Genomic DNA, 23,009 nt, shown 5'->3' on the forward strand with positions numbered 1-23,009 from the left:
CGGAGAGAGAAAGATGAACGACAGCCAGACCCCGCCGGTGGACAACCCCTGGAAGAGGCGCTTCATCATCCTCTTACTCGTCACCGTGATCATCCCGGCGTTCGTCGCCCTGTGGCTGCTGCGCCGCTTCGGCGAGGACGTGCCGGTGGACCACGAAAGCGCCGTCGAGCATTTCAAGTACGGCTCGACCGGCGGCGAGCACGAGATGGGCTTTCCCTACTGGATCTGGCGCGCGCTGCCCGAGGTGTGTCCGCAGTACCTGCCGGGCCGCGGCTACCAGTCGCTCGGCATGGTCTTCGAGAAGAATGCCGACGGCAGCGAGCGCGACGTCCCGGTCGGCACTTCGCGCCGCCGCTACCAGGGAATCGACCGCGTCTTCGTCAACTGCGCCGTCTGCCACACGAGCACCGTGCGCGTTGCCGCCGACCAGCCGGCGCAGATCATTCTCGGCATGCCGGCGGCGACGTTCAACATGAAGGCTTTCGAGGAATTCTTCTTCCGCTGCGCGGCCGATCCGAAGTTTTCCAAGGAGTACATCCTGCCCGAGATCGAGCGCCAAGGTGGCCAACTCGACCTGCTCGACCGCATGCTCGTTTACCCGCTGGCGATCGCCATCATGCGCGACCGGGTGCTCGCGCTCGCCGGCCGTTTCGACTGGGTCTTCAGGCAGCACGAGTGGGGGCCGGGGCGCGTCGATACCTTCAACTCGGCCAAGGTCATCTTCAACTTCCCGATGGCGCACCTCGACCCGCGCGAGTTCGATGCGCCGGCCGACTTCCCGTCGATCTGGCAGCAGCGGCAGCGCAAGGAGCCGCGCGAGATGCAACTGCACTGGGACGGCAACAACACCACCGTCGAGGAGCGCAACAAGAGCGCGGCCTTCGGCACCGGCACGACGCCGCCGACGATCGACCTGGCGCGCATCCGTCGCGTCGAGGACTGGCTCCTGGACGCCAGACCGCCCGCCTTCGACCGATTCTTCGCCATCGACCGGCAACTCGCGGCGCGCGGCGCACCGCTCTACAAGCAGTACTGCGCTGCTTGCCACGGGGCTTCTGGCAGCGACTTCAGCGGCGAGTACGTCGGCCGGGTCGTGCCGCTGGCCGAGATCGGCACCGACCGTCGACGCCTCGATTCCTACACCTATACCCTCGCCGTCAACCAGGCGACGCTCTACGCCGGTTATCCGTGGCGCTTCACGCATTTCCAGAAAACGCACGGCTACGCCAACATGCCGCTCGACGGACTGTGGCTGCGGGCGCCGTACCTGCACAACGGATCGGTCCCGAGCCTCCGCGACCTGCTCGAGCCGGCGGCGCAGCGTCCGCCGGTCTTCCACCGCGGCAACGACGTCTACGATCCGGTACGGGTTGGCTTCGTCTCCGACCAGTCGCAGGTCGACGGGCGGCCGCTGTTCCGCTTCGACACCCGACTGCCGGGCAACGCCAACAGCGGCCACGAAGGGCGGGCCTACGGCACCGAACTGCCGGCCGCGGACAAGGCGGCGCTGGTCGAGTTCCTGAAAACCTTCTGAGGAAGCCACGATGAGCATCGGCACCCGCAAGCCCTGGGTCAGGGCAATCGTCATCCTCGTCGGCGTCCTCGGCATTCTCGCTGCCCTGATCGGCTACGATCGCGGCTTCCGCGAGCAGCCGCAACCCGACTGGGTCAGTGCCACGCCGGAGACGCGCTTCAAGTACGGATCGATCGGCGCCGAGCACGATGCCGGCGTGCCGTACTGGATCTTCTACGTTCTGCCGCGCATCTTCCCGGAGAAGCTGCGTCAGGACGGCCGGATCGTTCCCGGCGGCTACGCCGCGCTCGGTGTGCCTTGGGAACTGGGGCAGGAACTGCCGATCGGTTTCACGAAGAAGATCATCGGCTTTCCCCGCGTCGCCAACAACTGCGCGGTCTGCCACACGACCAGCATCCGCGCCACGGCGGATGCCAACCCGAGCTTCATCGTCGCCGGCCCGGCGCACACCACCAACGTCGAGGCATTCTTTCGCTATCTGATCGACTGCGCCAAGGATCCGCGGTTCAACGCCGACATCCTGATGGCCGAGATCAATCGCGTCACTGATCTGGATGTCATCGACAGGCTGCTCTACCGCTTCTTCATCATCCCGATCACCAAGAAGCGCCTGCTCGAACGCGAGGCGCAGTTCGCCTGGATCTACCGCCCGGACTTCCCGGAGTGGGGTCGCGGCCGTGACGACGCGATGAACCTGACGAAGTACTTCATGATCCGCGCGCCGATGGACGACACCTTCGGTCCGACCGACATGCCCTCAGTCTGGAACCTCGCCAAATACCGCTGGGACGAGGGCCATCGCATGAACTACGCCGGCGACAGCCACGACGCCTGGTCGGTGATCATGGACTCGGCGCTCGGCCTGCTCGGCGCCGCACCGGCGAACCGGGAAGAATTCGTCGCGCAGGTGAAATGGCTGCACGGCTACCTGGGGCAACTGCCGCCGCCGAAATACCCTTTCCCGATCGACCGTGCGAAGGCGACCGCGGGCAAGCCGCTGTTCGTCGCCCACTGTGCCCGTTGCCACGACAGCGAACTGACCGGCCGGCCGCTGCCGCTGGCCGAGGTCGGCACCGACCGCGGCCGCATCGATTCGTGGAACATGGCGGCGGCGATCAAGGCCAACCAGGTCGTCAAGGAGATGGGCCTCGACCGTCGTGGCCTGGTCGAGGCCGACCCCGAAGGCTATGTCGCCGCGTTCCTCGACGGCATCTGGCTGAAGGCGCCGTACCTGCACAATGGCTCGGTACCGACGCTGCGCGACCTGCTCGAGCCGGCAGCCAGGCGACCGCGAGTCTTCTGGCGTGGCTACGACGTCTATGACCAGAAGAAGGTCGGCTTCGTCAGCGATGGCGAGGCGGCGCAACGGGCCGGTACGAGGCTCGACACGCAGAGCCGCGGCAGCGGCAACCAGGGGCACGAGTTCGGCACGCAGCTGTCGGCCAGCGAGAAGGAGGCGCTGCTGGAGTACCTGAAGACCCTGTGAGCCGGGTCGCCGGGAGCGTCGGGAGCAGGCGGAAAAGCTGCCTGTCGATGGCCCGGGACGGAGCGCAAGCGGCGTCCGTTCGCGCTGGCCGGGTGCGATCCTTGCCGGTCCGTTGCGTGCTCCAGCGCGTGGCCGGCAGTGGTCCCGCCCCGCGCACGGTCCAGCGTCGCCGCGCCCGGTTGGTCGGGCACTGAAGATGTAGTACGCTACGGCCCCTTTCGGCCCCCTTCGGCCCATCCCAGCCCATCAGGAGCAGGTACATCGTCATGTCGCAGGCCCTGCCACGGACAGATTTCAACGGTTCGGGACTCATCCGTCTTCTCGCCGGGCTGTCCCTCGTCGATTCCGCCGGGTCGAGGCCGTTTTCTGCGGAAGAACTGGGTCGATGGCTGGACGTCGCCGACGCCATCAGGCTGCATGCCGCGCAGGGCGCCGGCGCGACCATCGTGCCCGCCGCCCGGCAGTGGCCGCAGCCCGGCTCGGGGGCCGCCGCAGCAGGCGAGTTCGCGCGCGTCCGCGCGACGCTGGTCGAACTGATCGTCGCGAGTTGTTCGCCAGACGGCAGTGGCAGCCGCATCCGGCTGCCACTGCCGAAAGCCGCCGTCGAACTCGATGACGCTGTGGCCTATGGGCCGTATCGGCGCTTCCACCTGGCTTTGCAGAGCGAGATGGAAACGGCCATCCGGGCGTTGCGTGGCGGCATTCGACGAGCGCTCGCGGACAGCTCGGCACGTCTGGCGCGGCTTGCCGCGCTGGACGAGGCGATCGAGCGAATATTCGCCGTCCGTGAGCGCAATTTGTTGGCGACGAGCCTGCCGGCGCTGTTCGAGAAGCGGTTCCAGCACTTGCTGGCGGCACACCGACGGGCGCTGAGCGACAGAGGGCAGGGCGATGAGCCGGGCCTGTGGAGACAGCCGGGCGGCTGGCTGGCTTCCTTTCGCGACGAGTTGCGGGCGCTGCTGATCGCCGAACTCGACCTGCGCCTGCAGCCGACGCTCGGGCTTGTCGAGGCATGGCGAAACGAGGCGGGCAGGCTGCGATGAACCGGAGCCTTTGCGCGCTCGCTTTCCTTTCGGGTGCCGTCGTCGTCGTCTGGGTCGGCGCCGGCTTCCTCGGCTCGAATCCGCTGGCGCTGACGATGACGCTGATCATTGCCGCGGTCTATCTGCTCGGCGCGCTCGAAATCCTCGACTTCCGTCGCGCGACCGCGTCGCTGGCGCACGCGCTGGCGGCGATTCCCGAGCCGCTGGCGCGCCTCGCCGACTGGCTCGGTGGCGTGCACCCATCGCTGCAGAATCCCGTTCGCCTGCGCATCGAGGGCGAGCGCAACGGCTTTCCGGGTCCGGCGTTGACGCCGTATCTCGTCGGTCTGCTGGTCATGCTCGGGATGCTAGGCACCTTTCTCGGCATGGTCGTCACCCTGGATGGTGCCGTCGCGGCGCTGCACGGCACCACCGACCTGCAGGCCATGCGCGCCGGGTTGGCAGCGCCGATCCGCGGCCTCGGGCTGGCGTTCGGCACTTCGGTCGCGGGTGTCGCGGCGTCGGCGATGCTCGGCCTGATTTCGGCGCTCAGCCGCCGCGACAGGGCGCTGGTGCTGCAACTGCTCGACACGCGGATCGCGACCAGTGCCCTGCGTGCCTTCTCGCTCGGCCAGCAACGCCAGGAAGCCTTGCAGGCCCTGCAGTTGCAGGCGCAGGCCATGCCCGCCGTGGTCGAGAGGCTGCACGCACTGATCGGGCAGATGGAGCAGCGCGAAAGGCAATGCCACGAGCGCCTCGTCAGCGGCCAGGAGCGCTTCCACGGCGAGCTCCAGGCCGCTTTTGGCGGGCTCGCGCAAGCCGTCGCCGAATCGCTCGCCGGCAGCCTGCGCGACAGTGTCCGGGTTGCCGGCGAGATCATCCGGCCGGCGGTCGATGGCGCGATGGCGGCAATTGCCGGCGAAACGCGGCTGGCGCACGAAAGGGTGATCGCGGCCACGCAGACGCAGCTCGACGGCCTTGCGGCGCAGCTCGGCGGAACCGCCCGGCAGGTCGCGGAGACCTGGAGCGAGGTGCTGGCGACGCAGTGCCGTACCGGCGATCACCTGCTGGCTGGCATCGAGCGCTCGCTGGCGGCATTCGACGCGCGTTTCGAGCAGCGTTCGCAAGCGATGCTGGCGGCAGTCGGCGAGACGCTCGCCACTTCGCTGGCCAACCAGGCGTCCGTCGAACGGCAACGGTTCGCGGAGTGGAGCGGATCGCTGGCAGAACTGGCGACGCACCTGCAACGGCTCGGCGCCGCGCTCGAGGAGCCGCTGGCGCGCCTGATCGACACCGCGTCGGAAGCGCGGCACGCCGCTGCCGAACTGCTCGCGCAATGGCGCCAGGAGATGAACGGCAGCCTGGAGCGGGACAACCGCCTGCTCGAGGAACGTGCCCGCATCATGCAGACGCTCGCTGCGCTGCTGGCGGCGATCGAACAGGCCTCGAGCGAACAGCGGGCGACGGTCGACTCTCTGGTGACTTCGTCGGCGACGCTGCTGGACACCGCCGGCAGCCGCTTTGCCGATGAGCTCGATGCCGGATCGGCGCGGCTGGCCGAAGTCGCCACGCAGCTTGCCGGCAGCGCCGTCGAGGTGGCGAGCCTGGGCGAAGCCTTTGCCCTCGCCGTCGACTCCTTCGCCACCGGCAACGAAAGGCTGGTCACCAGCCTGCAGCGGATCGAGACGGCGCTCGAGCAGTCGACGGCGAGGAGCGACGAACAGCTCGCCTACTACGTCGCGCAGGCGCGCGAGCTCATCGATCTGTCGATCATGGCGCAGGAGAGGGTCGTCGCCGAGTTGCGCCAGCTCGGCGAGCAGCATCCGGCCACCGGCGAGAAGCCGGACTGATGGACGACACGGACGCCGGCGTCGAGCAGGTCGCTCCCGTATGGACGGTCTTCGGCGACCTGATGTCCGGGTTGCTGGGCGCCTTCGTGCTGGTCCTGGTCGGCGTCCTCGGTGTCCAGCTCGAACTGGCGACCCACCTCGAAAACGAGGTGCACAAGCGCAAGCAGGAGGAACAGCGGCGCATCGCGCTGGAAAAGGCGTTGGCGATCCCGATCACCACCGGGCGGGTGAGCCTGCACGACGGCCGCATCGGCATCAGCGGCAGCGTCCTCTTTCTTTTCAACTCGGCGCAGTTGCAGCCCGAGGGCCGGCTGCTGCTGAAGAGCCTGGTCGCGCCGCTGCGCGTCTACCTCGGTGAGCGCAACGAGTTGCTGATGGTCAGCGGTTTCACCGACGATGTGCCGATCCATCAGGGCAGCACCCGCTTCGCCGACAACTGGGAGCTGTCGGCGCAGCGCGCGCTGACCGTCACCCGTGCACTGATCGACGAAGGGATGCCGTCGTCGCTGCTCTTCGCCGCGGCGTTCGGCGCCGAGCAGCCGGCGGCTTCCAACGCCGACGACCGCGGGCGGGCGCGCAACCGGCGGGTCGAGATCGCGCCGGTGCCACGCTCGGCGAATCCAGGGACGCCCGCGGGTGGGTGAGTCCGGCCAGGGCGCGATGCCGCAGTCGGCGCCGCTTGCGCGGGCAGGCGGCCACGCCGCCGAGATCGCCGCCTTGCGCAGCGACGGTGCCGGGCAACTCGATGCGCTGCGCTTTCGTTTCATCGAGGTCCTGGCGCGGCGCTTGCACGAGGCCGAGGGAGCGACCGGGCGCGTTCTCGAAGGCCGGCTGGCCGCCGAGCTGGCGGTTTGCCGCCGGCGCGTCGAGCGCAAGCGCGATGAGGCCGGGCAGGCGATCGAGCGGACTGTCCGGCGGCATCCCGAAGCGGCCGGGGAACTGCAGCGGCTGTTTGCGGCGGCGGATTTCGCCGGCATCGATCGTTTCGTCGGCCGGCTCGAAGCGCGCGACCGTCGTGCGCCGCTGGCCGCGCTGGCCGGGGCCGGCGTATGGTCGGGGCCGCAGGAGGATGCCGTCTTGCCGACCGGCGACGACGGAGCGCGCGGCGAGCTGAGAAGCCTGCGTCTCTTCCGCAACACCTGGGCGCAGCGCGCCGCCGTGAGGCAGGCGTCGCAGGCCATCGAACGGGCACCCGCGAACGCCGGGCCGCTCAACTCGCACCTGCTGGTGCTGCGCTCGCTTGCCGCGATGCGCGATCTGTCGCCCGACTACCTCAACCGCTTCCTGTCCCATGCCGACACGCTGCTGCGGCTCGACCAAGCCGGCCGGAAGGGCAGGCGCGGGGCGAGAGGGGGGCCGCAGACGACGAGCGGCGGGAGGACATGAGCCATGCCGATGAGCGTGCGCGTTCCGGACGATGCCTGGGCGCACGCTGCCGCACGGTCGCTCGCTCGCGCATTGTCGGCCGGCGCAGAGCCGCTGCCCGCCAGCCAACCGAGCGCACGCGCCAGCGTGCCCCATGCGCCGGATCAGCACTGATTGAGAAGCGACGATCGAGGGGCGACCATTCTGCTCGAACTCGGCCGCTCTGCCGCCTGCCAAGAGCGCAGGCGGAGGCAAAAAAAACCCCGCCGCAGCGGGGTTTCGTTCAATGCGCCCGGGGGCTGGCTCAGACAGCCTTGCGGCGGCTGAAACCAAGGCCGGCCAGCGCCAGGCCGAGCATGCCAAGCGTTGCCGGCTCGGGAACATCCGCGCGGATGAACGCAGCACCGCCGCTCGTGCCCAAGGCATTCTCGGTGATGGCGAGGTCGATGGTATGGAGGCCGGGCAAAAGGTAAATCAGTGCCCTGCTCAGTCTCGGGTCAGCCCAGGCGGCGTCGCCATCGAAGGCATTCGACTGGACACCGTCGTCGGCATCCGCGTCGGTGGTGAACTGCAGTGCTCCGCCGTCGACCGAGTACGAGAACTCGTCGCCGATGATGTAGCCGTCCACGATCCTCACTTTCACATGCGTACCCGGAGCCACGTCAATCGTGTAGGTATCGATGAACGACGGCGCCGTGCCAAATTGGAACGAGCCCCAAGAGCCAACTGGTACCACCGTGGCTGACGCCAGAGGCGCTGCGGCGGCCAGGGTGGCGGCAACGGCGAGTTTCTTCCATGTGCTGATCATCATGCTTCTCCTTTGGTTTTCGGTTGATGGTCGCCAAGTGAGGTCGGGGAACCTCAGTTGGCGGCTGGAACCGTTAAAGCAATGACCGTCCCAGACATGGATTGGACGTTATATCAGATGGTTGTAATAACCTTGTTGGATGCGCTGTAAAAAAAAGCGACAGCTCACTCTTCTGGGCGAGTCACAGGGTTACACTGCGCCGTTCCTTCACATGCGTGTTGTCGGCTGGATGCGTGACGCGCGACCGGCGACCGCAACCACTGCAACCGTTCCTCCGGCAGCGGCGAGGGCAAGCAAGACGGGAAACTGCATGGTGGCCAGATGATTCAGCGGATTCAACCCGATTCAACGGCCACCGGCGCAGGGAACTGCCACCGGTTTCCAGGAGGCCGGCTGGCCGCCGAGCTGGCGGTTTGCCGCCGGCGCGTCGAGCGGAAGCGCGATGAGGCCGGGCAGGCGATCGAGCGGACCGTCCGGCGGCATCCCGAAGTGGTCGGGGAACTGCAGCGGCTTCTTGCGGCGGCGGACTTCGCCGGCATCGATCGTTTCGTCGGCCGGCTCGAAGCGCGCGACCGTCGTGCGCCGCTGGCCGCGCTGGCCCGATCCGGCGTATGGTCGGGGCTGCAGGCGACGAGCGGCGCGAGGACATGAGCCATGCCGACGACGCTCGAGCGGCCAGAGTGAACGGCCTCGATACTGCCCGTGTGCGATGGCTGCTGGACCCGGCGGCGAAGGCGCACGGGTTGGCCGAGTTGTCGACGCGCTGGCCGGCACTGATCAGCGACGCACGCTGGCTCGACAGTCTGCGCGAGTTCATCACCAGCGAGGCGTACCAGGTGGTGACCCTGCAGACCGGCGACGGGCAGGTCCAGGCCCTGGGCCTGGTGACCGTCGGTGAGCAGCCCTTCGCCGAGTCGGCGCTGCTGCTCGTGGAAGCGTGGTGGGTCGGCGATGAAAGTCCTGCGGCGGCGTGCGCCTGGGCAGCCGCCGTCATGACCAAGGCGGCCGCGATGGATGTCGAGGGCGTCGCCTGGCCGTCCGACGCGCCCGCCACGGCGGCGTTGCGCGATGCCGGTTCGCTGGCCGGTCACCCGGTGTTGGACGAACCCTTGCCCTTGCGCTACGCGGTGCCCGGGCTCTTCACGGCATTCGGCGCGGCACCCACGACGACCGCGCTGATCACGCCGCGCTGCACCTACCTGTGCAACCGCAACCGGCTCGGCGCCCTGGCCGGCGTAGCGAACGACGACGCCGAAGCGTTCTACCGTGGCGAAGGCCGCGTGGCGGTGCCGCCCTGGTGGCAGTGTGGCGACCTGCACGAACTGGCGGCGCACTTCCGGGCACGCGGCTTTCCCACCCGCGCGGCGCGTGCCTTCGACGGTGGCGTGCAGGCGCAGCTGCTGCAGCAAGGCTACGTGAACCAGGGGACCGCGTCGATGTCTCGCTCTTTCGAGGTCGCGGCGCACTACGCCAGCAACGGCGGCAGGCAGCGCGGGCTGGTCTTTCGCATCGACGCGGCCGCGCTGCGCGCACGCGGCCCGGTCTTCGATGCCTGGCTGACGCTGCTGGCACACAGCGAAGCGATGATGGGGCGTGACGAGGTGCAGACCTTCGCGACCATCGTGCGCGCGCTCGGGCCGCTCGACGCCGGCCGCTGCCTGGCGCATTGGGACGCTGTTGCCCGGACGCTGGCCTGCCAGCGCGGCGGCATGCTGCGCGAAGGCGGTGAGTTCAGCAGCGGCGACTACCTCGAACCGGCAGTCGCCGGCCGGCTGCGTACCGCCGGCGTAGACGCCGCCGCTGCGCAGCGCCTGCTGCGCGCATTGGAGCGCCACGCCATGCGCAGCGCCACGCCCTTTGCGATGGCACGGACGATCGAGGTCCTGGCGAACGGGAAGACGCGCGACGTTGCCCTGCGCCACGGCTACAAGGTCGCCTTCGGCTTGGCGCTGCCGGCGCTGCGGGCCGCGCTCGACGGCCAGCACGGCGACCACCGCCAGCCCGGGTGGGACCTCACGGCCTTCGGCTACATGGCCAAGACCTGCCGCGACCAGGAAGTCTTCAGTAGCGGCCCGATTCCCGGCCACGCGATCGTCGACGCGGTGGTGGTCAACGCGGACGGCTCGCCCGCATGATCCGGGGCTGCAACACCGGCGGCGCGGCGGCCCAGCGCTGGCCTGTATCCGGCGGGCGCCCGTTTCAAGGCTTGATGATCGTCACCAGGATCTGGCACAGTGCCTTTCTTGCCCCTGACGCTGCATTCGAGGAACGACATGAAACCCTTTCGCATGCTCCTGGCCGCAGTGGCTTCCCTGTTCTTGATGGCTTTCTCCCTTGCCCACGCGGACGAAATCGAAGCCCGTGCGGTGCAGTTTGCACAAGGCAAGTCTTCCGCAACGATCAAGGGCTCGCTCAAGGGCGACCAGACGATCGACTACACCCTGCGCGCCCGGGCCGGCCAGACCATGAGCGTCAGGCTGGCGACGACGAACGGTGCCAACCATTTCAATGTGCTGCCCCCGGGAAGCAATGACGAGGCCCTCTTCGTCGGCTCCAGCGGCGGCAAGGAGTGGACAGGCGCTTTGCCGGCCGACGGCGAATACAAGCTGCGCGTCCATCTGATGCGCAGCGCGGCGCGCCGCAACGAGACGGCGAACTACACGCTGACGGTCGGCATCATTGGCGCCGCCAAGGGGGCCGATCTGGGCCAGGCTCCGGCCAGCGACGCCAAGGTCAAGGGCACCCACTACCACGCCACCGGCCCGCTGGCATGCCGCATGGGCAACGACAGGCCCAGCGAGTGCCAGTTTGGTGTCATCCGCGGCAAGCCGGGCAATGCCGAGGTGCACATCACCCCGCCGGGCGGCTTGAAGCGCGTGCTGACCTTCATGGGCGACAAGGTCACCACCAACCCCGGCGAGAAGCTCAAGGCCGTGAAGCAGGGCTACGACTGGTCGGTCGAGGTGAATGACTACGAGCACTACACGATCCCGGAAGCGGTGATTTCGGGCGGGTGAGATGGACTGGAGCTTGCTTCCAGGCGCGCGCCGACCATCCCCGGATTCCTGCCCGAAGGGTGATCTGTCGTTGCAGGTACTGCCAGCAGCGGCGAGCCGGATTGCCTTGTGGCTTGCCGGAGGGGCGTCCGTGATTCTCGGTGCGATCAACGGCCATGACGGCCTGACGGGCAGTCTCGCCACAAGGTTTCGTGTCGTGACGTTCGTCGCTGCGCTGTTTTTCGTCCTCGCTGGTCTGGGGTTCCTTGTGCTCGAGCGCGGTCTTTCCACGATCAGGCGGTTTCCTGCCGGTCATCCGGGGGCGAGCGAGATGCCGCCCGAACTCGGCAGGGCCTGGCGGAAGGTCTTCTGTGTGCTCGCTCTGGCCGGCGGAGGATACTTCATCGTTGTCTGTTCAGCGATCATGACGGTCGTTTCCCGCTTGCGGAGCGGGGTCCATCTATTCGGATGAGCGGAAGCTGGATCGAATACCGGTCCAGGTGAACGCTTGCTCAGGGATTGACCCGGCAGCGCTTTGTTGCCGCCGTGGAAGGCTGCCCCATGGCCTAGACGAGCCCCAATGCGCCCTCTGTGCGGAATGTTCCAGGTACTTGGCTGCCGTCGATTCTGGATGGACAACGGCGGTATGCGCATGTGACGGGATTGCGCAGCGATGGCGTGGCGCCGGAGATCCTCGGCATGAGCGCGATCATCAGCGACGAGAGTCTGCGGCGGGCGCTCGCGCACTTGGCACCCGCAGCGAAGCGCTGTTCCGAGGCGGAGCGTCTGGAGCGAGAAGCTCGTTTTGGCGCGAACCGGCGCCCGGACGCTTGCCTGCCAGCGCAGCGGCATGCCGCGCGAAGGCGGTAAGTTCAGCCGCGGCGACTACCTCGACCCGGCAGTCGCCGGCCGGCTGCGTGCCGCGAGCGTAGACGCCACCGCTGCGCAGCGCCTGCTGCGCGCACTGGAGCGCCACGCCACGCCCTTTGCGATGGCACGGCCCTGGAGCGTCGGCTGGCCCGCAGCGTCAGAGACCGACCTCGCCTTCCTCGAAATAGTCGGAGTCGATGCGTTTGACGGTGTATGAGGCTGAAACCGAAACGCCCACGTCGAAGTCGATCATCAGGTTGGCAAGCAGCTGTCCATCGATCAGCACGACGGTGGTGGCGATGCGGGATGCGTAGTCAACCGCCTCGGCGGTGTAGGCCGAGGTGGTGATGAACACCCCTTTCTTCGCCCGCTGACCCTGCAGTGCGCCGACGAACTTCTGGATCTCCGGGCGACCGACCGAACCCTGCCATTTCTTCGCCTGAATGTAGATGGTGTCGAGACCAAGACGGTCTTCCTTGATGATTCCGTCAATCCCCCCATCGCCACTTCGTCCGATGCGCTCACCCGCGTCGCGACGCGAGCCGCCGTACCCCATCTTGACCAGAAGCTCGACGACAAGGCGCTCGAAGAAGGTGGGAGAACACGAAAGGATGCGACTGAGAATGTCTTGAGCCAGTCTGAGGCGCAGGCCCTGGTGGGCCAGTTCAAGCGTTTCTTCGGGTGTCTGCACCGCGCCGATGACGACGGGGTCCGTCGTTGCCGGTTCCCGATTGCTCCGCGATGCATCGCGGAACTCGATGAATTCGGCAAAGCGTTCAAGATACTTGGCGTCGATTCTCGTCGGTTTTTCGTCAAGGGTCATTCTTCCGCGAGGGGTGATGCACAGCGATCCTCGGCGCGGTGACTCCAGGAGTCCCGCCTTCTTGAGGTAGGAATTGGCCCAGCCAACCCGGTTGTTGAAAGCCGCCTGCTGGCCACTGACCAGGAGTTCGCTTCGTTCGGCCGGAGTGAGCTGAAACTCGGTGGCGAGAACCTCGACGGCTTCACGTGTGGTGTGGTCGTTGCCGTCGGCAGCAAAACGAAGCAGCGGCAGCATCAGCGTCTGGTAGTCAGGAATGGGCATGCGGTTCCTTTGACTCGTGGCCAGTTCGCGAAGTGCCCCGTTGGCACGGATCGGGCGGTCGATGGCCAAGCTCGCTGGCGGGATGCCAGCGGTGTCAGGCCTTCTTCAGCAGACGGTAGACGAAAAGGATCAGCATGGCGCCGAGGATCGAGCCGATCCAGCCGACCGGCGCATGCAGTCCCAGTCCCTTGGCGACGAAGTTGCCGACGAAGGCGCCGGCGATGCCGAGGAGGGTGGTGACGATCACGCCGCCCGGGTCGCGTCCCGGCATCAGCAACTTGGCGATGGCGCCGACGATGAGGCCGACGATCAGGGTAACGATGAGGTCCATGGTCTTGTCCTGGGTGGGAGGGCAGGCCGTCCTCCGGCGGACGGGACGACGGTCGTCAAGGGGCCTGGTTCCTGGCCGAGAAGGAGAGGAACCTGCACCGCCATGCGGGAAGTATCTCCGCTCCTGCAAGCGATCGTCAACCGCGGAAGTGCTCGAGTCCGGAGGGCCTTTCGCTGGTTCGGGCAACAGACCCGGCGATTGACGCCGTTGGCTGGCCGTCCATGTGCGCCCCGCGGGTGGCTGGACTTCCTGTCCTCGGGATCTCCGCACGACTGCGTACAGCATGCGCGCATCCGGCTTGACCCTCGGCCGCTGCCGACGAGCGCCGGAGCCACTCACGGCCGGCCGGCATCGCCGACACCCCGATTGACCGCAGTTGAGCAGCTGCGTATCCTCGCTTGGTGCCAGCGAACTTACTGTCCCGCGACGAAAGTCTGCTTCCCCGGTCACGCTTGCGTGTCATCGCGGGCATCATCCTGGGCTTGCTGGCGATCGTGCCGCTGCTCGGCGCGGGTATCTACTACCTGGAGTCCCCGCGTCTGCAGCAGCAGGCGTTCTCCGATCTGGATGCGATCGCCAACCTGAAGGTGGGTCAGATCGAAGCCTGGCTGGACGAGAGAAGAGGGGATGCGCTGGTCCTCAGTGCCAGCCCAGGGCTCATCGACGATGCGCTACGGTTGGCACGGGGTGCCGATGCCGGCGCACGACAGCGCGTCGAGGAACGTCTGGCAACGCTGCGACGGGCGTACGCCTACGACGGTTTCGTTCTCGTCGACGACGAGGCGCGACCGATCGTGGTCACCGGCTCGCACGAAAGCAGCGCCGAAGTGCCCGTACGCAAGGCGCTGCAGACCGCGTTCGAGACCCGCGAGGTGGCGACAACGGATCTCTATCGGAGCGCTGCGGGCCGTGTCCACCTGGACTGGATCGCGCCGCTGGTGAAGGAAGTGGATGGCCGACGGGGCGTGGTCGGTGCCGTCATCCTCGACACTCCGGTCGAACGGGTCGTCTTTCCGTTGATCCAGAGCTGGCCGACGCCGAGTCCGACCGCCGAGACCTTGCTGGTGCGCCGACACGCAGACAGGGTCCTCTATCTGAACGAGTTGCGCCATCGCCCGGACACCGCGCTGATCTTCAGTCAGGCGCTCGATGATCCGCAACTGGCGGCAGCTCGTGCCGTCCTGGCGGGCAGCGCGCAGATCATGGAGGGGACGGATTACCGCGGGGTCAGAGTCCTCGCAGCGACGAGACCGGTCCGCGGTACGCCGTGGCATCTGGTGGCGAAGATCGATCGCGATGAGGTCCTGTCGCCGCTGCGCAGGCTGGTTTTCTGGGTCAGCCTCGTGGCAAGCCTGGCCGTTCTCGCCGTCACGGTCCTGATCCTGCTGCTGTTGCGCCAGCAAAGGCGAATGCACGAGCTCGAACTGGCTGCGCAGGGCATGGAGAAGGACCGACTGCTCCGCTTCTTCTTTGATCTTCCACTCGTCGGCATGACGATTCTTGCGGCCGACAGCATGCGCTGGCTGCATTTCAACGACCGCCTCTGCGAGCTCCTCGGTTATTCGCGCGACGAGATGCTCGACCTGAGCTGGCCGCGGCTCACCTACCCCGAGGATCTCGCTGCCGACGGCATGCACTTCGAACGTCTGCGGCGCGGCGAGAGCGACGGCTTCCGGGCCGACAAGCGCTTCGTTCGCAAGGATGGCAGGGTGATCAACGTGACGACGGACGTGCAGACGGTTCGCCATGAGGACGGCCGCGTGGACTTCTTCGTCGCAATGGTGCAGGACATCACGGCACGCCTGCAGGCCGAGGGTTTCGCGCAGGAGATCCTGGACCATGTCGAGCAGGGCTTTGTCGTCTATGACCGGACGCTCCGGGTGGTCGTCTGGAACCGCTTCCTCGAGCGGACGATCGGTTTGCCGCGCGAGGCAGCAATGGGCAGGCATCTGCTCGAGCTGTTCCCGGAGGCGCCCCGCTACGGCATCGATACGCTTGTGGCCCGCGCGCTGGCGGGTGAAGTCGGCGTGGCTGACGATTTCCTGCCGCGCCTGCGTGGTACGACGAAGCTCGTGACGCCGGACGAAGCAGCGGCTCTGCGCGACGATCCGCGCCTTTTCTGGACCCTGTCGACGTACGCGCCATATCGGGACATCAATGGTGACATCGATGGTGTCCTGGTCAACGTGGTCGACATGACGACGCTGAAGAACAGCCAGGACTCCCTGCTGGTGTCCAACGACCAACTGCGACAACTGTCCCAGTATCTGGAGCGGGTTCGCGAGGACGAGCGGGTGCGCATCGCACGCGAACTGCACGATGATCTCGGCAGCACGCTGACGGGCGTCAAATGGGCGATCGCGACCGCCATCGAGCGCGCGCGACGCGCCGCTTTGCCAGCCGACGCTCAGCTTGCCAACGCGTCACAGCTGCTTGATTCGGCGGTGGATACGATGCGTCGCATCATCAGTGATCTGCGACCGAGCGTCCTCGACCACCTTGGGGTGTGGACGGCGATCGAGTGGTATGCCGGGCAGATCGAAGAACGGACGGGCCTGCAGTGCCGGGTTGCCCTTGCCGACGAGGTGGCGGCAATCGAGGTCGATCCGGAGCGCGCAACCGCGATGTTTCGCATCGTCCAGGAGGCGCTGAACAACTGCGTTCGCCATGCCCGCGCGTCGCGCGCCGAAATCCGCATCCGCTGCGAAGCAGGTGCCGTTATGATTGCGGTCGAGGACGACGGCGTGGGCATCGGCGACGATGCCCTGGTCAGGACCGAATCCTGGGGCTTGCTGGGAATGCAGGAGCGTGCCGCCCGCTTCGGTGGCGACATCGCGCTGTCGCGCGGAGTCAAGGAGGGCACCATCCTTGTCTTGCACATGCCGGTTTGAGGAGCGATGAGCGGACGCAAGCTGCGCATCCTGCTGGTGGACGATCACGCCGTGGTCCGGGGCGGCTTGCGGCTTCTGTTGGCCGAGAGCGGTGAGATGGAGGTGGCAGGCGAGGCCGAAAGTGCCGAGCAGGCGATCAGCATGATCCGCCAGAACGAGTTCGATGTCGCACTGGTCGATATCGGTCTGCCAGGCAAGGGCGGCCTCGATCTGTTGAAGCAGCTTCGCTCGGAGCGGCCCGGACTGGCTGTGCTGATGCTGAGCATGTACGCCGAGGAGGTCTATGCCGTGCGGGCGCTGAAAGCCGGTGCGGCGGGCTACCTGACCAAGAACAGCGCGCCGGCAACGCTCCTCGCGGCGATCCACAAGGTGGCCCGCGGCGGCAAGCACGTCAGCCCGGGGCTCCTGGAGCAGTTGGCCGTCGAGGTGGGACAGGGCAGGAGATCGGGGTCGGATGCCCTGTCTGACCGGGAGATCGAGGTGCTGCGGCGGATTGCCGCGGGCGAGAGCCTGACCCATATCGCCGCGGCGCTGCATCTCAGCCCGAAGACGGTGACCACCTACCGTGCCCGAATCGTCGAGAAGACCGGGCTGCAGAGCAACGCCGAGCTCGCACGGCATGCCGTCGAGAAGGGTTTGCTGTGATCAACGGACGTCGCCCGCAGCAGTGGGCAGGAGTCCCCTGCCGCTACGCCCCGCGTTCGTCGCCTCGGCGCTGCCGGTGCGGGCATCCTGAGTGCCGTTGCCGACCTCGTGTCGGGGATCCCCTACCGTCTTCGTGTCGTCCATCGCCTACAGCGAGATGACACGCAATGCCGATAGCCGAGCATTGAGGTCTGCGGGATGATGCGGTCTCGAAATCGACTTGCGCGACAGGGCGCCCTTTCCCGACGCGGATCGATGACCGGAGACCACCTTGGATGCCTGCACATCGCCCGCTTCGCAGCAACGCTGCACCCGCCTCCTGCTGGTGGATACGGACGGCTTCCTTGGCGACGATGTGGGTGGAACGCTGCGGGCGCATGAGGAACTCGTGGTCGTCGCCGTCACTCGCTCCATCGAAGATGCCTACGAATGTGCGGCAAGGGCCATGCCCGATGTGATCGTGATCGGCTGGGGCAAGGGTTCGCGGGCTTTCGTCCATGCCACGTTGGCCGGGCGATCCGATGGCCTCCCCGACCCTCTGGTGGTGATCGTCCTGCGCCGCGGGATCACCAGTGTCCCGGGCTTGACCTCGCTCAGTCTGCTACCCAACGTTGCCCTGTTGATGCAGGACCAGTTCGACCGACTGCTGCACCGACGCGGTCCCGCGAAGCGGGCCGAGCGGGCGCATTGAGGCTGCTGGCGCAGCGGCATCCCGTGGGGCGACCATGGCGATCCAGCCCGGCCGGGGACCAGCGCGTACCCGACGACTCGGGCTCGCTTTTCGCCCTGTCGTCGCTCACCTCTCTCCGTGACCGAACGTGATGTCAACAATCGTGATCGTCGATGATTCGACAGTGGCCCGACAGATGCTGCGCGAGATGCTCGCGGAGGTGGCAGGTGCCGAAGTGGTGGGCGAGTTCGCAAGTGCCGCGCCGGCCATCGAAAGGCTGCGCGGAAACCCGCCGGACATCGTCCTGCTCGATATCCAGCTCGTCGATGGCAGTGGGCTGGACGTCCTGCGCGAAGTACGTGCGAACCATCAGCGAACGAAAGTCCTGATGTTCACGAATCACGCGGAGGAGGTGTACCGCAAGCGATGCCTCAGAGCTGGGGCCCATGGCTTCTATGACAAGAAGAGCGACCTGCAGGCACTTCGGCAAGACCTGCATCGCCTGGCTGAGCTTCGTCGCGAGAGCGGTAGCGAACCCACCGGCAGGGGCGCCTGAATTTGCGCCTGCTGTCATGCCGACGGATTCCCGGCCGAGCACTGCTGGCGCACTGCCAGCCGATTCGCCCGCGGCCGCCGCTGCAGGTGCCGGGCACGCGTCCGCGGCAGGCTCCCGTCAGGCGTCTTCGGCAGCGAAGTTGAGTTCGACGCCGTTGCCTGCCGGATCCTTGATGAACAGCTGGACCTGCGTCGTTCCCGGCACGCGGGCCGTTGTGAAGGCGATTCCCGACTGCTCGAGCTTGCGCTCGAACTCGGCGCGCCCGCAACAGCTGAACGCCGCGTGGTCGAAGGTCGATGGGCTGGCAGGCACAGCTGGATCGCCGGCCCGGGTCTCCGAAAGGTGAAGGACCGGCTGGTCGCCGGCATACAGCCAGTAGCCAAAACTGGCGAACGGCGGCCGCTCGCCGGGCATCAGGCCGACCACGTCGCAGTAGAAGCGGCGCAGTTGTTCCATGAGTGGGCGAGGAGCGCGCAGATTGTAGTGATTGAGGCCCAGGGTCAGCATGGCTGCCTCGCCGGTGTCGTGGGAATCACCTCGCTGACCTGCGAGGCCCGTTCGCGCCCAGCCCTGCGAGGACGCTGCCGGCAGCCGTTCGCGCCCGGGAGGCCGAAGGGACGATGCCCGGCGGAGCGAATCCGGTGCTGGCGGCGGATCGCGCGCACGACGAGGGGATCACACCCCCGCGTGTGCGACGATCGCCCACGTTGCAAATGGTCAAGCGCCATGCGGGAAGTATCTCCGCTCCAGCAACCCGTGGTCAACCCGGAACCTGTGCGTAATCATTCCCGGCGTCCGGCAACATTGCTCAAGGCCGGCGGGCGCCGGAGGTGGAAAGAAAACCCATTCTTGGGCATACTTGCCGCGCCCGGCGATCGGCTTGCCGGGCCGAATCTCACCCCAACCCCCATCAAGGACAACCCATCATGCTGAAAAGAACCCTGTTGCTTGCCGGCGTTGCCGCGAGTCTCGCTCTTGCCGCGCCGGTCAGCGCTTCGGAATCGACCATCAACCGGATCAAGCAGAGCGGCACGCTGAAGCTCGGCTACCGCGAGAACTCGGTTCCCTTCTCGTTCACCGGCGACGACAGGCAGCCGCGTGGCTACACCGTCGACCTCTGCCGGATCGTCGCCGACGACATCGGCAAGCAGTTGAACCTGCCGAAACTCGATGTCCGCTGGGTGCCGGTAACCGCCCAGAGCCGCTTCGCGGCGCTGAAAAGCGGCGAGATCGACCTCGAATGCGGCAACACGACGCAGACCATCTCGCGTCGGGCCGACTTCGATTTCAGCCTGATGACCTTTGTCGACGGCGCCGGGCTGCTCTTCCGCGAGGGCGAGGTGCCGACCACGGTCGAGTCGCTGAAGGGCCAGCGGGTGGCGGTGGTCGCCGGCACGACGACCGAGACGACGCTGGACCAGATGATCAAGGCGGGCAAGCTCGGCATGCTGCTGATCCGGGTGCCGGATCACGACGCGGCGATCAAGGCGCTGACCGACAAGACGGCGACGGCCTACGCCGCCGATCGCACCGTCCTCGTCACCACGGCGTTGATTCGCGGCAAGGGACAGCCGTTCGCGCTGGCCGAGATGCAGTTCAGCTATGAGCCCTACGGGCTGATGATGCGCCGCGATGACGATCTCCGTCTGGCGGTGGACCGGACGTTGGCGCGCCTCTATCGCTCGGGCGAGATCGGTCCGATCGTCAAGCGCTGGTTCGAGCCCTTCGGCAAGCCGGGTGATGCCCTGCAGGCCATGTTCCTGCTAAACGGCCTGCCCGAATAGCCGACTCGCACCTGGGTGGTCGCGTGTTGCGCGCGGCGGTCGCCGAAATGCCGGCGCGCCGGGCGGCGATCACTCAGCCGCGCGTCGCGTCGCCGATCGCTCCGGGGTAGAGCCGTTGCAGCACCTCGCGAGCAGCATCCGCGAGCAGCCGGCGCAGGTTTGCGGCGAGCATTTCCTCGCTGGCGCTGGTCACGTCGCCGGCTGGTGGCCGCTGTGCCCAGAGTGCGGCGAGAGCCGGTCGGCGGGTTGCAAGGACCTCCTCGACGAGTTCGCGCCAGAACGGCGGGTACTCGCTTTCGGCCCATTCGCCGCGACCGCGGCCGAAGTGTGCGACGGCGAGATAGCGCAGCAGGGCCGAGACGACGAGGCTGTCGAGCAGTTCGTCGTCCCAGCCGAGCCGCGTCTCGCTGTGGCCGCGCAGCTTGTTGACGCCGCGCGCCACGCCGGCGCCGCCGGCGGCGCCGGCGAGTGCGCCGAGCAGGGTGCCGGCGCCGAGACTCAGTCCACCGGCAGCCAGGTCGGCTGCCAGCCCGGAGAGTGCCCCGGAAACGACGCCGGTGACGGCCGCTGCCTTGCCGGTGTGCAGCGGCGCCTGCGTGCGCAGGTGCGCGTCGATGCGTGCGCGCACTGCGTCGGCGGCGTGGCCGCTGAGGTCGTGGAGAGCGATCAGGCGCTCGGTGCTCGTGCGCAGCCGTCCGTCGAGACGGCTGGCCAGCGCTTTCGCGGCACGCTGCCGGTCGACGTTCACCTGTTCGCCGGCGACGACCGAGCGCAGCGCCGTGCGCAGCTGGTCGCGCAGGCGAGGGGTGGCGAGCGCTTCGCTGTCGCAGGCGGCGCCGGCGATCGCCGTCGCCAGCGCCGCCATCGCCTCGGCGAATTGCCGCTCGCGCCGGCTCGTCCAGGCAGCGACCAAGCGTTGGCAGGCAGCCGCCTTGTCGGCAACGATCGACGCGGCCAGCGTCCGCAGGAGGACGATCTCCTGTACCCAGCAGCGTGCGAAGGCATCCAGCGTCAGCACGTCGCGGACGAATGCTCGTTCGCCGAGCGCCATGCGCCAGCGTTGCACGTCCGCCTGTTCCGCCGCGAGTGGCCGCGGCGTTCCAGTCTGATTGAGCAGGACGACTACCGGCCGGCCGATCCACGCCAGCACGTCGAGTTCGGGCGCGAGATAGCCGGCGTCGGCAGGCGCCTCGGCAGCGTTCACCAGGTAAAGCACGACATCGGCCTCGTCACGGACGTTGCGCACCGCTTGCTGCGAAAGGTAGAAGGGCTGGTCGCGAAAGCGGTCCCAGATCTGCGACAGGAACCAGCCAATCGGATTTCCCTGCTGCGCCAGCCGTCGCGCCAGGCGGGCGCTGTCGCCAAAGCCGGGCGTGTCCCAGAGCAGCAGGGTGTCGCCCTCGGCCGTGTCGATCAGCGGGTAGGGCGTCGCTTCGGTCGTGACGTGCGCGGCGTCGCGCACCTCGCCGACGTCGCGCCCGAGCAGGGTGCGCGCCAGGGTCGTCTTGCCGGCGTTGGTGTGCGAGATCAGCGACAGGGCGATGGCACGCACGTCGGTGCTCATCACCCGCGCTCCGCCAAGTTGCCGGCGAGCGCGCTGGCGGCTGCGTCGAGGCTGCCGTCGCCGGTGCGGCCGGCGCTGGCGACCGCCGCGAGGTCGGCGAAGACGCAGCCGACGCGCAGCGTCGCGCACAGTTCGCGCCAGGCGGTGCGGCGTCCCTCGATTCGCCCCGTGTCGCGGCCACGGGCGAGAAAGCTGCTCTCATCGACCAGCGCGACGAGCCGCCGGGCGCCGCCGCCGGGACTGCCGAGCGCGCGCAGGAAAGCACCATGCACCTCGCGTTCCGGCGTCGCCGTCGCGTTGAACAGTGCGATGATCCGGCCGCCACCATCTTCCGCGCCAGCGTGGGGCGGCGCATCCTCTTCACCGTAGCGCACCGCCGGGCCGACAGTCAGCAGCGTGTTGCCGCCGAGCGCGTGGGTGACCAGTCGCTCGAGGCCGCTGGTTGCCTCGGGCGGCAGCGTGTAGCTGTAGGGGATCACGGTGAGCCGCAGCGGGCCGCCGCGAAAGTCGCGCAGCAGGCGATCGAAGTAGGGTTCGGCGAAGTCGATCGGCAGGCTCCTGGAGCGACGGCGCTCGACCAGCCAGGCGAGCAGGGCGAGCACGAGACGCGGCACGATGACGATGGCGGCGACGGTCGCCGCCAGCAGGTGCAGCCATTGCGCCGCATTCTCGCCGGCGGGTGCGCGGATGGCTGCGATCTCTTCCGCCGTCGGCAGGGGAATCCCGCTCAGCGCCGTTCCCGGTGCAAGCGCGATGGCGAGCAGCCGATGCACGTCGCTGGCAGCGAGAAAGGTGCTCTCCCAAGTCGCCTCATAGGCGAAGGCGAGGCCGCGCAGATAGAAGCCGGTGAGCACGCCGGTCGCCAGCAGCGCTGCCGCGAGATGCAGGATGCGCGCCGCGCGGGCGCCATGCAGCGGCGCCGAGAGGCGGCTCCAGTCGCTTGCCAGGTGGGCGATCGCGGCCCCGAGTTCGCCTCCTGGCCGAGGGTGCAGCCCTGTCGCGAGGCGGCCCATGGCTCGTCGCCAGGGCTGCGGCAGCGTATTCCCCGGGCGGCGCAGGCAGAACCTCGCCGCCAGCAGCAGGTAGACGGCGATATTCCAGGCGATCAGTGCCAGCACCGGCGGCATCAGGATGTTGATTCGCTGGCCACCGCCGATCCGGTCGACCAGCAGGCCGCCGATGAAGGCGGCGACGGCGATCGCACCCGCCAGCCAGGGACGCCAGGACAGCGCGCGAACCGCGCGGGGGATGACCGGGAAGCGTTCTCCGAACCGACCGAGCGCCAGTCGCGCGCGCTCCGCCACGAAGTCAGCGTCCGCTGCTCCTTCGCCGACGACCTCGGCGGCGGCCCGGCTGGCCCAGGCCCGGTCGCCATCGGACCACAGCACGTGCGCGCGGTCCGCCGTCTCGAAGGCCCGCACGGCGACGATCTCCAGCGCCCTCAATTCGGTGACAGTATATTCAATCGAGCACGTGTCATGAGGTGAGCGGCTTGATGGACGTGGGCTCAATCGCGAGGCGGGGCGGTCGAGGTGTCCAGTCGACGAAGCGAG

At 67.8% G+C, this 23,009-nt stretch carries 21 protein-coding genes; 15 read left to right on the forward strand and 6 right to left on the reverse strand.

All coding sequences use genetic code 11. The features are described 5' to 3' along the window. Positions 1-13: 13 nt before the first annotated feature. The 6 genes from V5B60_RS12685 (at position 14) to V5B60_RS12710 (ending at position 7,278) form a co-directional block, all read left to right on the forward strand. The gene (locus V5B60_RS12685; RefSeq protein ID WP_332347365.1) at positions 14-1,534 is read left to right on the forward strand and encodes a cytochrome c; all 1,521 of its coding nucleotides are present in this window, start codon (positions 14-16) and stop codon (positions 1,532-1,534) included. 10 nt (positions 1,535-1,544) lie between these two features. Continuing rightward, a complete protein-coding gene (locus V5B60_RS12690) occupies positions 1,545-3,020 on the forward strand; it encodes a hypothetical protein (RefSeq protein ID WP_332347367.1) in 1,476 nt (491 codons plus the stop codon). Between the two features lie 266 nt (positions 3,021-3,286). Continuing rightward, a complete protein-coding gene (locus V5B60_RS12695; RefSeq protein WP_332347368.1) occupies positions 3,287-4,063 on the forward strand; it encodes a DUF3348 domain-containing protein in 777 nt (258 codons plus the stop codon). After that, a complete protein-coding gene (locus V5B60_RS12700) occupies positions 4,060-5,892 on the forward strand; it encodes a DUF802 domain-containing protein (protein ID WP_332347369.1) in 1,833 nt (610 codons plus the stop codon). Before V5B60_RS12695 ends, V5B60_RS12700 begins: the two co-directional genes overlap by 4 nt. Then, complete coding sequence (locus V5B60_RS12705; RefSeq protein ID WP_332347371.1) at positions 5,892-6,536, forward strand: OmpA family protein; 645 nt, start codon at positions 5,892-5,894, stop codon at positions 6,534-6,536. The genes V5B60_RS12700 and V5B60_RS12705 overlap by 1 nt, the downstream gene beginning before the upstream one ends. After that, entirely contained in the window at positions 6,529-7,278 is a 750-nt protein-coding gene (locus V5B60_RS12710; RefSeq protein WP_332347373.1) for a DUF2894 domain-containing protein, read from the forward strand. Before V5B60_RS12705 ends, V5B60_RS12710 begins: the two co-directional genes overlap by 8 nt. A 283-nt stretch (positions 7,279-7,561) precedes the next feature. Here the strand turns inward: V5B60_RS12710 and V5B60_RS12715 are convergent, their stop codons facing one another. Continuing rightward, positions 7,562-8,068 carry a PEP-CTERM sorting domain-containing protein gene (locus tag V5B60_RS12715; RefSeq protein ID WP_332347375.1) on the reverse strand — a complete coding sequence of 169 codons (507 nt, stop codon included), beginning with the start codon at positions 8,066-8,068 and terminating at the stop codon, positions 7,562-7,564. A 318-nt stretch (positions 8,069-8,386) separates the two neighbouring features. Here V5B60_RS12715 and V5B60_RS12720 point away from each other — a divergent pair, with 318 nt between their 5' ends. The 4 genes from V5B60_RS12720 to V5B60_RS12735 all read left to right on the forward strand — a co-directional run bounded on the left by V5B60_RS12720 (position 8,387) and on the right by V5B60_RS12735 (position 11,533). Further along, entirely contained in the window at positions 8,387-8,716 is a 330-nt protein-coding gene (locus tag V5B60_RS12720) for a hypothetical protein (protein ID WP_332347376.1), read from the forward strand. 29 nt (positions 8,717-8,745) lie between these two features. Next, positions 8,746-10,200: a hypothetical protein gene (locus tag V5B60_RS12725; RefSeq protein WP_332347377.1), complete on the forward strand. Its 1,455-nt coding sequence runs from the start codon at positions 8,746-8,748 to the stop codon at positions 10,198-10,200. Between the two features lie 138 nt (positions 10,201-10,338). Beyond that, on the forward strand, positions 10,339-11,082 hold the full coding sequence (locus tag V5B60_RS12730) for a hypothetical protein (RefSeq protein WP_332347379.1): 744 nt from the start codon (positions 10,339-10,341) through the stop codon (positions 11,080-11,082). A gap of 130 nt (positions 11,083-11,212) precedes the next feature. Then, complete coding sequence (locus V5B60_RS12735; RefSeq protein WP_332347381.1) at positions 11,213-11,533, forward strand: hypothetical protein; 321 nt, start codon at positions 11,213-11,215, stop codon at positions 11,531-11,533. A gap of 555 nt (positions 11,534-12,088) precedes the next feature. Here the strand turns inward: V5B60_RS12735 and V5B60_RS12740 are convergent. Both V5B60_RS12740 and V5B60_RS12745 read right to left on the reverse strand, forming a co-directional pair. Beyond that, on the reverse strand, positions 12,089-13,015 hold the full coding sequence (locus tag V5B60_RS12740; protein WP_332347383.1) for a restriction endonuclease: 927 nt from the start codon (positions 13,013-13,015) through the stop codon (positions 12,089-12,091). 94 nt (positions 13,016-13,109) lie between these two features. Then, on the reverse strand, positions 13,110-13,346 hold the full coding sequence (locus V5B60_RS12745; RefSeq protein ID WP_034942166.1) for a GlsB/YeaQ/YmgE family stress response membrane protein: 237 nt from the start codon (positions 13,344-13,346) through the stop codon (positions 13,110-13,112). A gap of 452 nt (positions 13,347-13,798) precedes the next feature. Between V5B60_RS12745 and V5B60_RS12750 the strand changes: the two genes are divergently transcribed. From V5B60_RS12750 to V5B60_RS12765, 4 genes are all read left to right on the forward strand, one after another. Beyond that, on the forward strand, positions 13,799-16,237 hold the full coding sequence (locus tag V5B60_RS12750; protein ID WP_332347385.1) for a sensor histidine kinase: 2,439 nt from the start codon (positions 13,799-13,801) through the stop codon (positions 16,235-16,237). Positions 16,238-16,243: 6 nt separating this feature from the next. Beyond that, positions 16,244-16,882 (forward strand): response regulator transcription factor, encoded by a 639-nt coding sequence (locus tag V5B60_RS12755; protein WP_332347387.1) that lies wholly within the window; start codon positions 16,244-16,246, stop codon positions 16,880-16,882. Positions 16,883-17,153: 271 nt separating this feature from the next. Then, the gene (locus V5B60_RS12760; protein WP_332347389.1) at positions 17,154-17,573 is read left to right on the forward strand and encodes a hypothetical protein; all 420 of its coding nucleotides are present in this window, start codon (positions 17,154-17,156) and stop codon (positions 17,571-17,573) included. A gap of 130 nt (positions 17,574-17,703) precedes the next feature. Then, positions 17,704-18,108 (forward strand): response regulator, encoded by a 405-nt coding sequence (locus V5B60_RS12765; protein ID WP_332347391.1) that lies wholly within the window; start codon positions 17,704-17,706, stop codon positions 18,106-18,108. A gap of 117 nt (positions 18,109-18,225) precedes the next feature. On the opposite strand, the gene V5B60_RS12770 is transcribed toward V5B60_RS12765, so the two are convergent. Next, the gene (locus tag V5B60_RS12770; protein WP_332347393.1) at positions 18,226-18,615 is read right to left on the reverse strand and encodes a VOC family protein; all 390 of its coding nucleotides are present in this window, start codon (positions 18,613-18,615) and stop codon (positions 18,226-18,228) included. 419 nt (positions 18,616-19,034) lie between these two features. Here V5B60_RS12770 and V5B60_RS12775 point away from each other — a divergent pair, with 419 nt between their 5' ends. After that, positions 19,035-19,892: an amino acid ABC transporter substrate-binding protein gene (locus V5B60_RS12775; protein ID WP_332347395.1), complete on the forward strand. Its 858-nt coding sequence runs from the start codon at positions 19,035-19,037 to the stop codon at positions 19,890-19,892. Between the two features lie 73 nt (positions 19,893-19,965). On the opposite strand, the gene V5B60_RS12780 is transcribed toward V5B60_RS12775, so the two are convergent. Both V5B60_RS12780 and V5B60_RS12785 read right to left on the reverse strand, forming a co-directional pair. After that, a complete protein-coding gene (locus V5B60_RS12780) occupies positions 19,966-21,456 on the reverse strand; it encodes a GTPase domain-containing protein (protein WP_332347397.1) in 1,491 nt (496 codons plus the stop codon). Then, entirely contained in the window at positions 21,456-22,901 is a 1,446-nt protein-coding gene (locus V5B60_RS12785; RefSeq protein WP_332347399.1) for a DUF2868 domain-containing protein, read from the reverse strand. The genes V5B60_RS12780 and V5B60_RS12785 overlap by 1 nt, the downstream gene beginning before the upstream one ends. Between the last annotated feature and the right edge of the window lie 108 nt (positions 22,902-23,009).

It is taken from the genome of Accumulibacter sp. (assembly GCF_036625195.1).
GTDB lineage: Bacteria > Pseudomonadota > Gammaproteobacteria > Burkholderiales > Rhodocyclaceae > Accumulibacter.

Excerpts from the sequence above, each read along its gene's own strand:
- V5B60_RS12685 (WP_332347365.1), top strand. The coding sequence starts at position 14 with ATGAACGACAGCCAGACCCCGCCGGTGGACAACCCCTGGAAGAGGCGC.
- V5B60_RS12690 (WP_332347367.1), top strand. The coding sequence starts at position 1,545 with ATGAGCATCGGCACCCGCAAGCCCTGGGTCAGGGCAATCGTCATCCTC.
- V5B60_RS12695 (WP_332347368.1), top strand. The coding sequence starts at position 3,287 with ATGTCGCAGGCCCTGCCACGGACAGATTTCAACGGTTCGGGACTCATC.
- V5B60_RS12700 (WP_332347369.1), top strand. The coding sequence starts at position 4,060 with ATGAACCGGAGCCTTTGCGCGCTCGCTTTCCTTTCGGGTGCCGTCGTC.
- V5B60_RS12705 (WP_332347371.1), top strand. The coding sequence starts at position 5,892 with ATGGACGACACGGACGCCGGCGTCGAGCAGGTCGCTCCCGTATGGACG.
- V5B60_RS12715 (WP_332347375.1), bottom strand. The coding sequence starts at position 8,068 with ATGATGATCAGCACATGGAAGAAACTCGCCGTTGCCGCCACCCTGGCC.
- V5B60_RS12720 (WP_332347376.1), top strand. The coding sequence starts at position 8,387 with ATGATTCAGCGGATTCAACCCGATTCAACGGCCACCGGCGCAGGGAAC.
- V5B60_RS12730 (WP_332347379.1), top strand. The coding sequence starts at position 10,339 with ATGAAACCCTTTCGCATGCTCCTGGCCGCAGTGGCTTCCCTGTTCTTG.
- V5B60_RS12740 (WP_332347383.1), bottom strand. The coding sequence starts at position 13,015 with ATGCCCATTCCTGACTACCAGACGCTGATGCTGCCGCTGCTTCGTTTT.
- V5B60_RS12745 (WP_034942166.1), bottom strand. The coding sequence starts at position 13,346 with ATGGACCTCATCGTTACCCTGATCGTCGGCCTCATCGTCGGCGCCATC.
- V5B60_RS12755 (WP_332347387.1), top strand. The coding sequence starts at position 16,244 with ATGAGCGGACGCAAGCTGCGCATCCTGCTGGTGGACGATCACGCCGTG.
- V5B60_RS12765 (WP_332347391.1), top strand. The coding sequence starts at position 17,704 with ATGTCAACAATCGTGATCGTCGATGATTCGACAGTGGCCCGACAGATG.
- V5B60_RS12770 (WP_332347393.1), bottom strand. The coding sequence starts at position 18,615 with ATGCTGACCCTGGGCCTCAATCACTACAATCTGCGCGCTCCTCGCCCA.
- V5B60_RS12775 (WP_332347395.1), top strand. The coding sequence starts at position 19,035 with ATGCTGAAAAGAACCCTGTTGCTTGCCGGCGTTGCCGCGAGTCTCGCT.
- V5B60_RS12780 (WP_332347397.1), bottom strand. The coding sequence starts at position 21,456 with ATGAGCACCGACGTGCGTGCCATCGCCCTGTCGCTGATCTCGCACACC.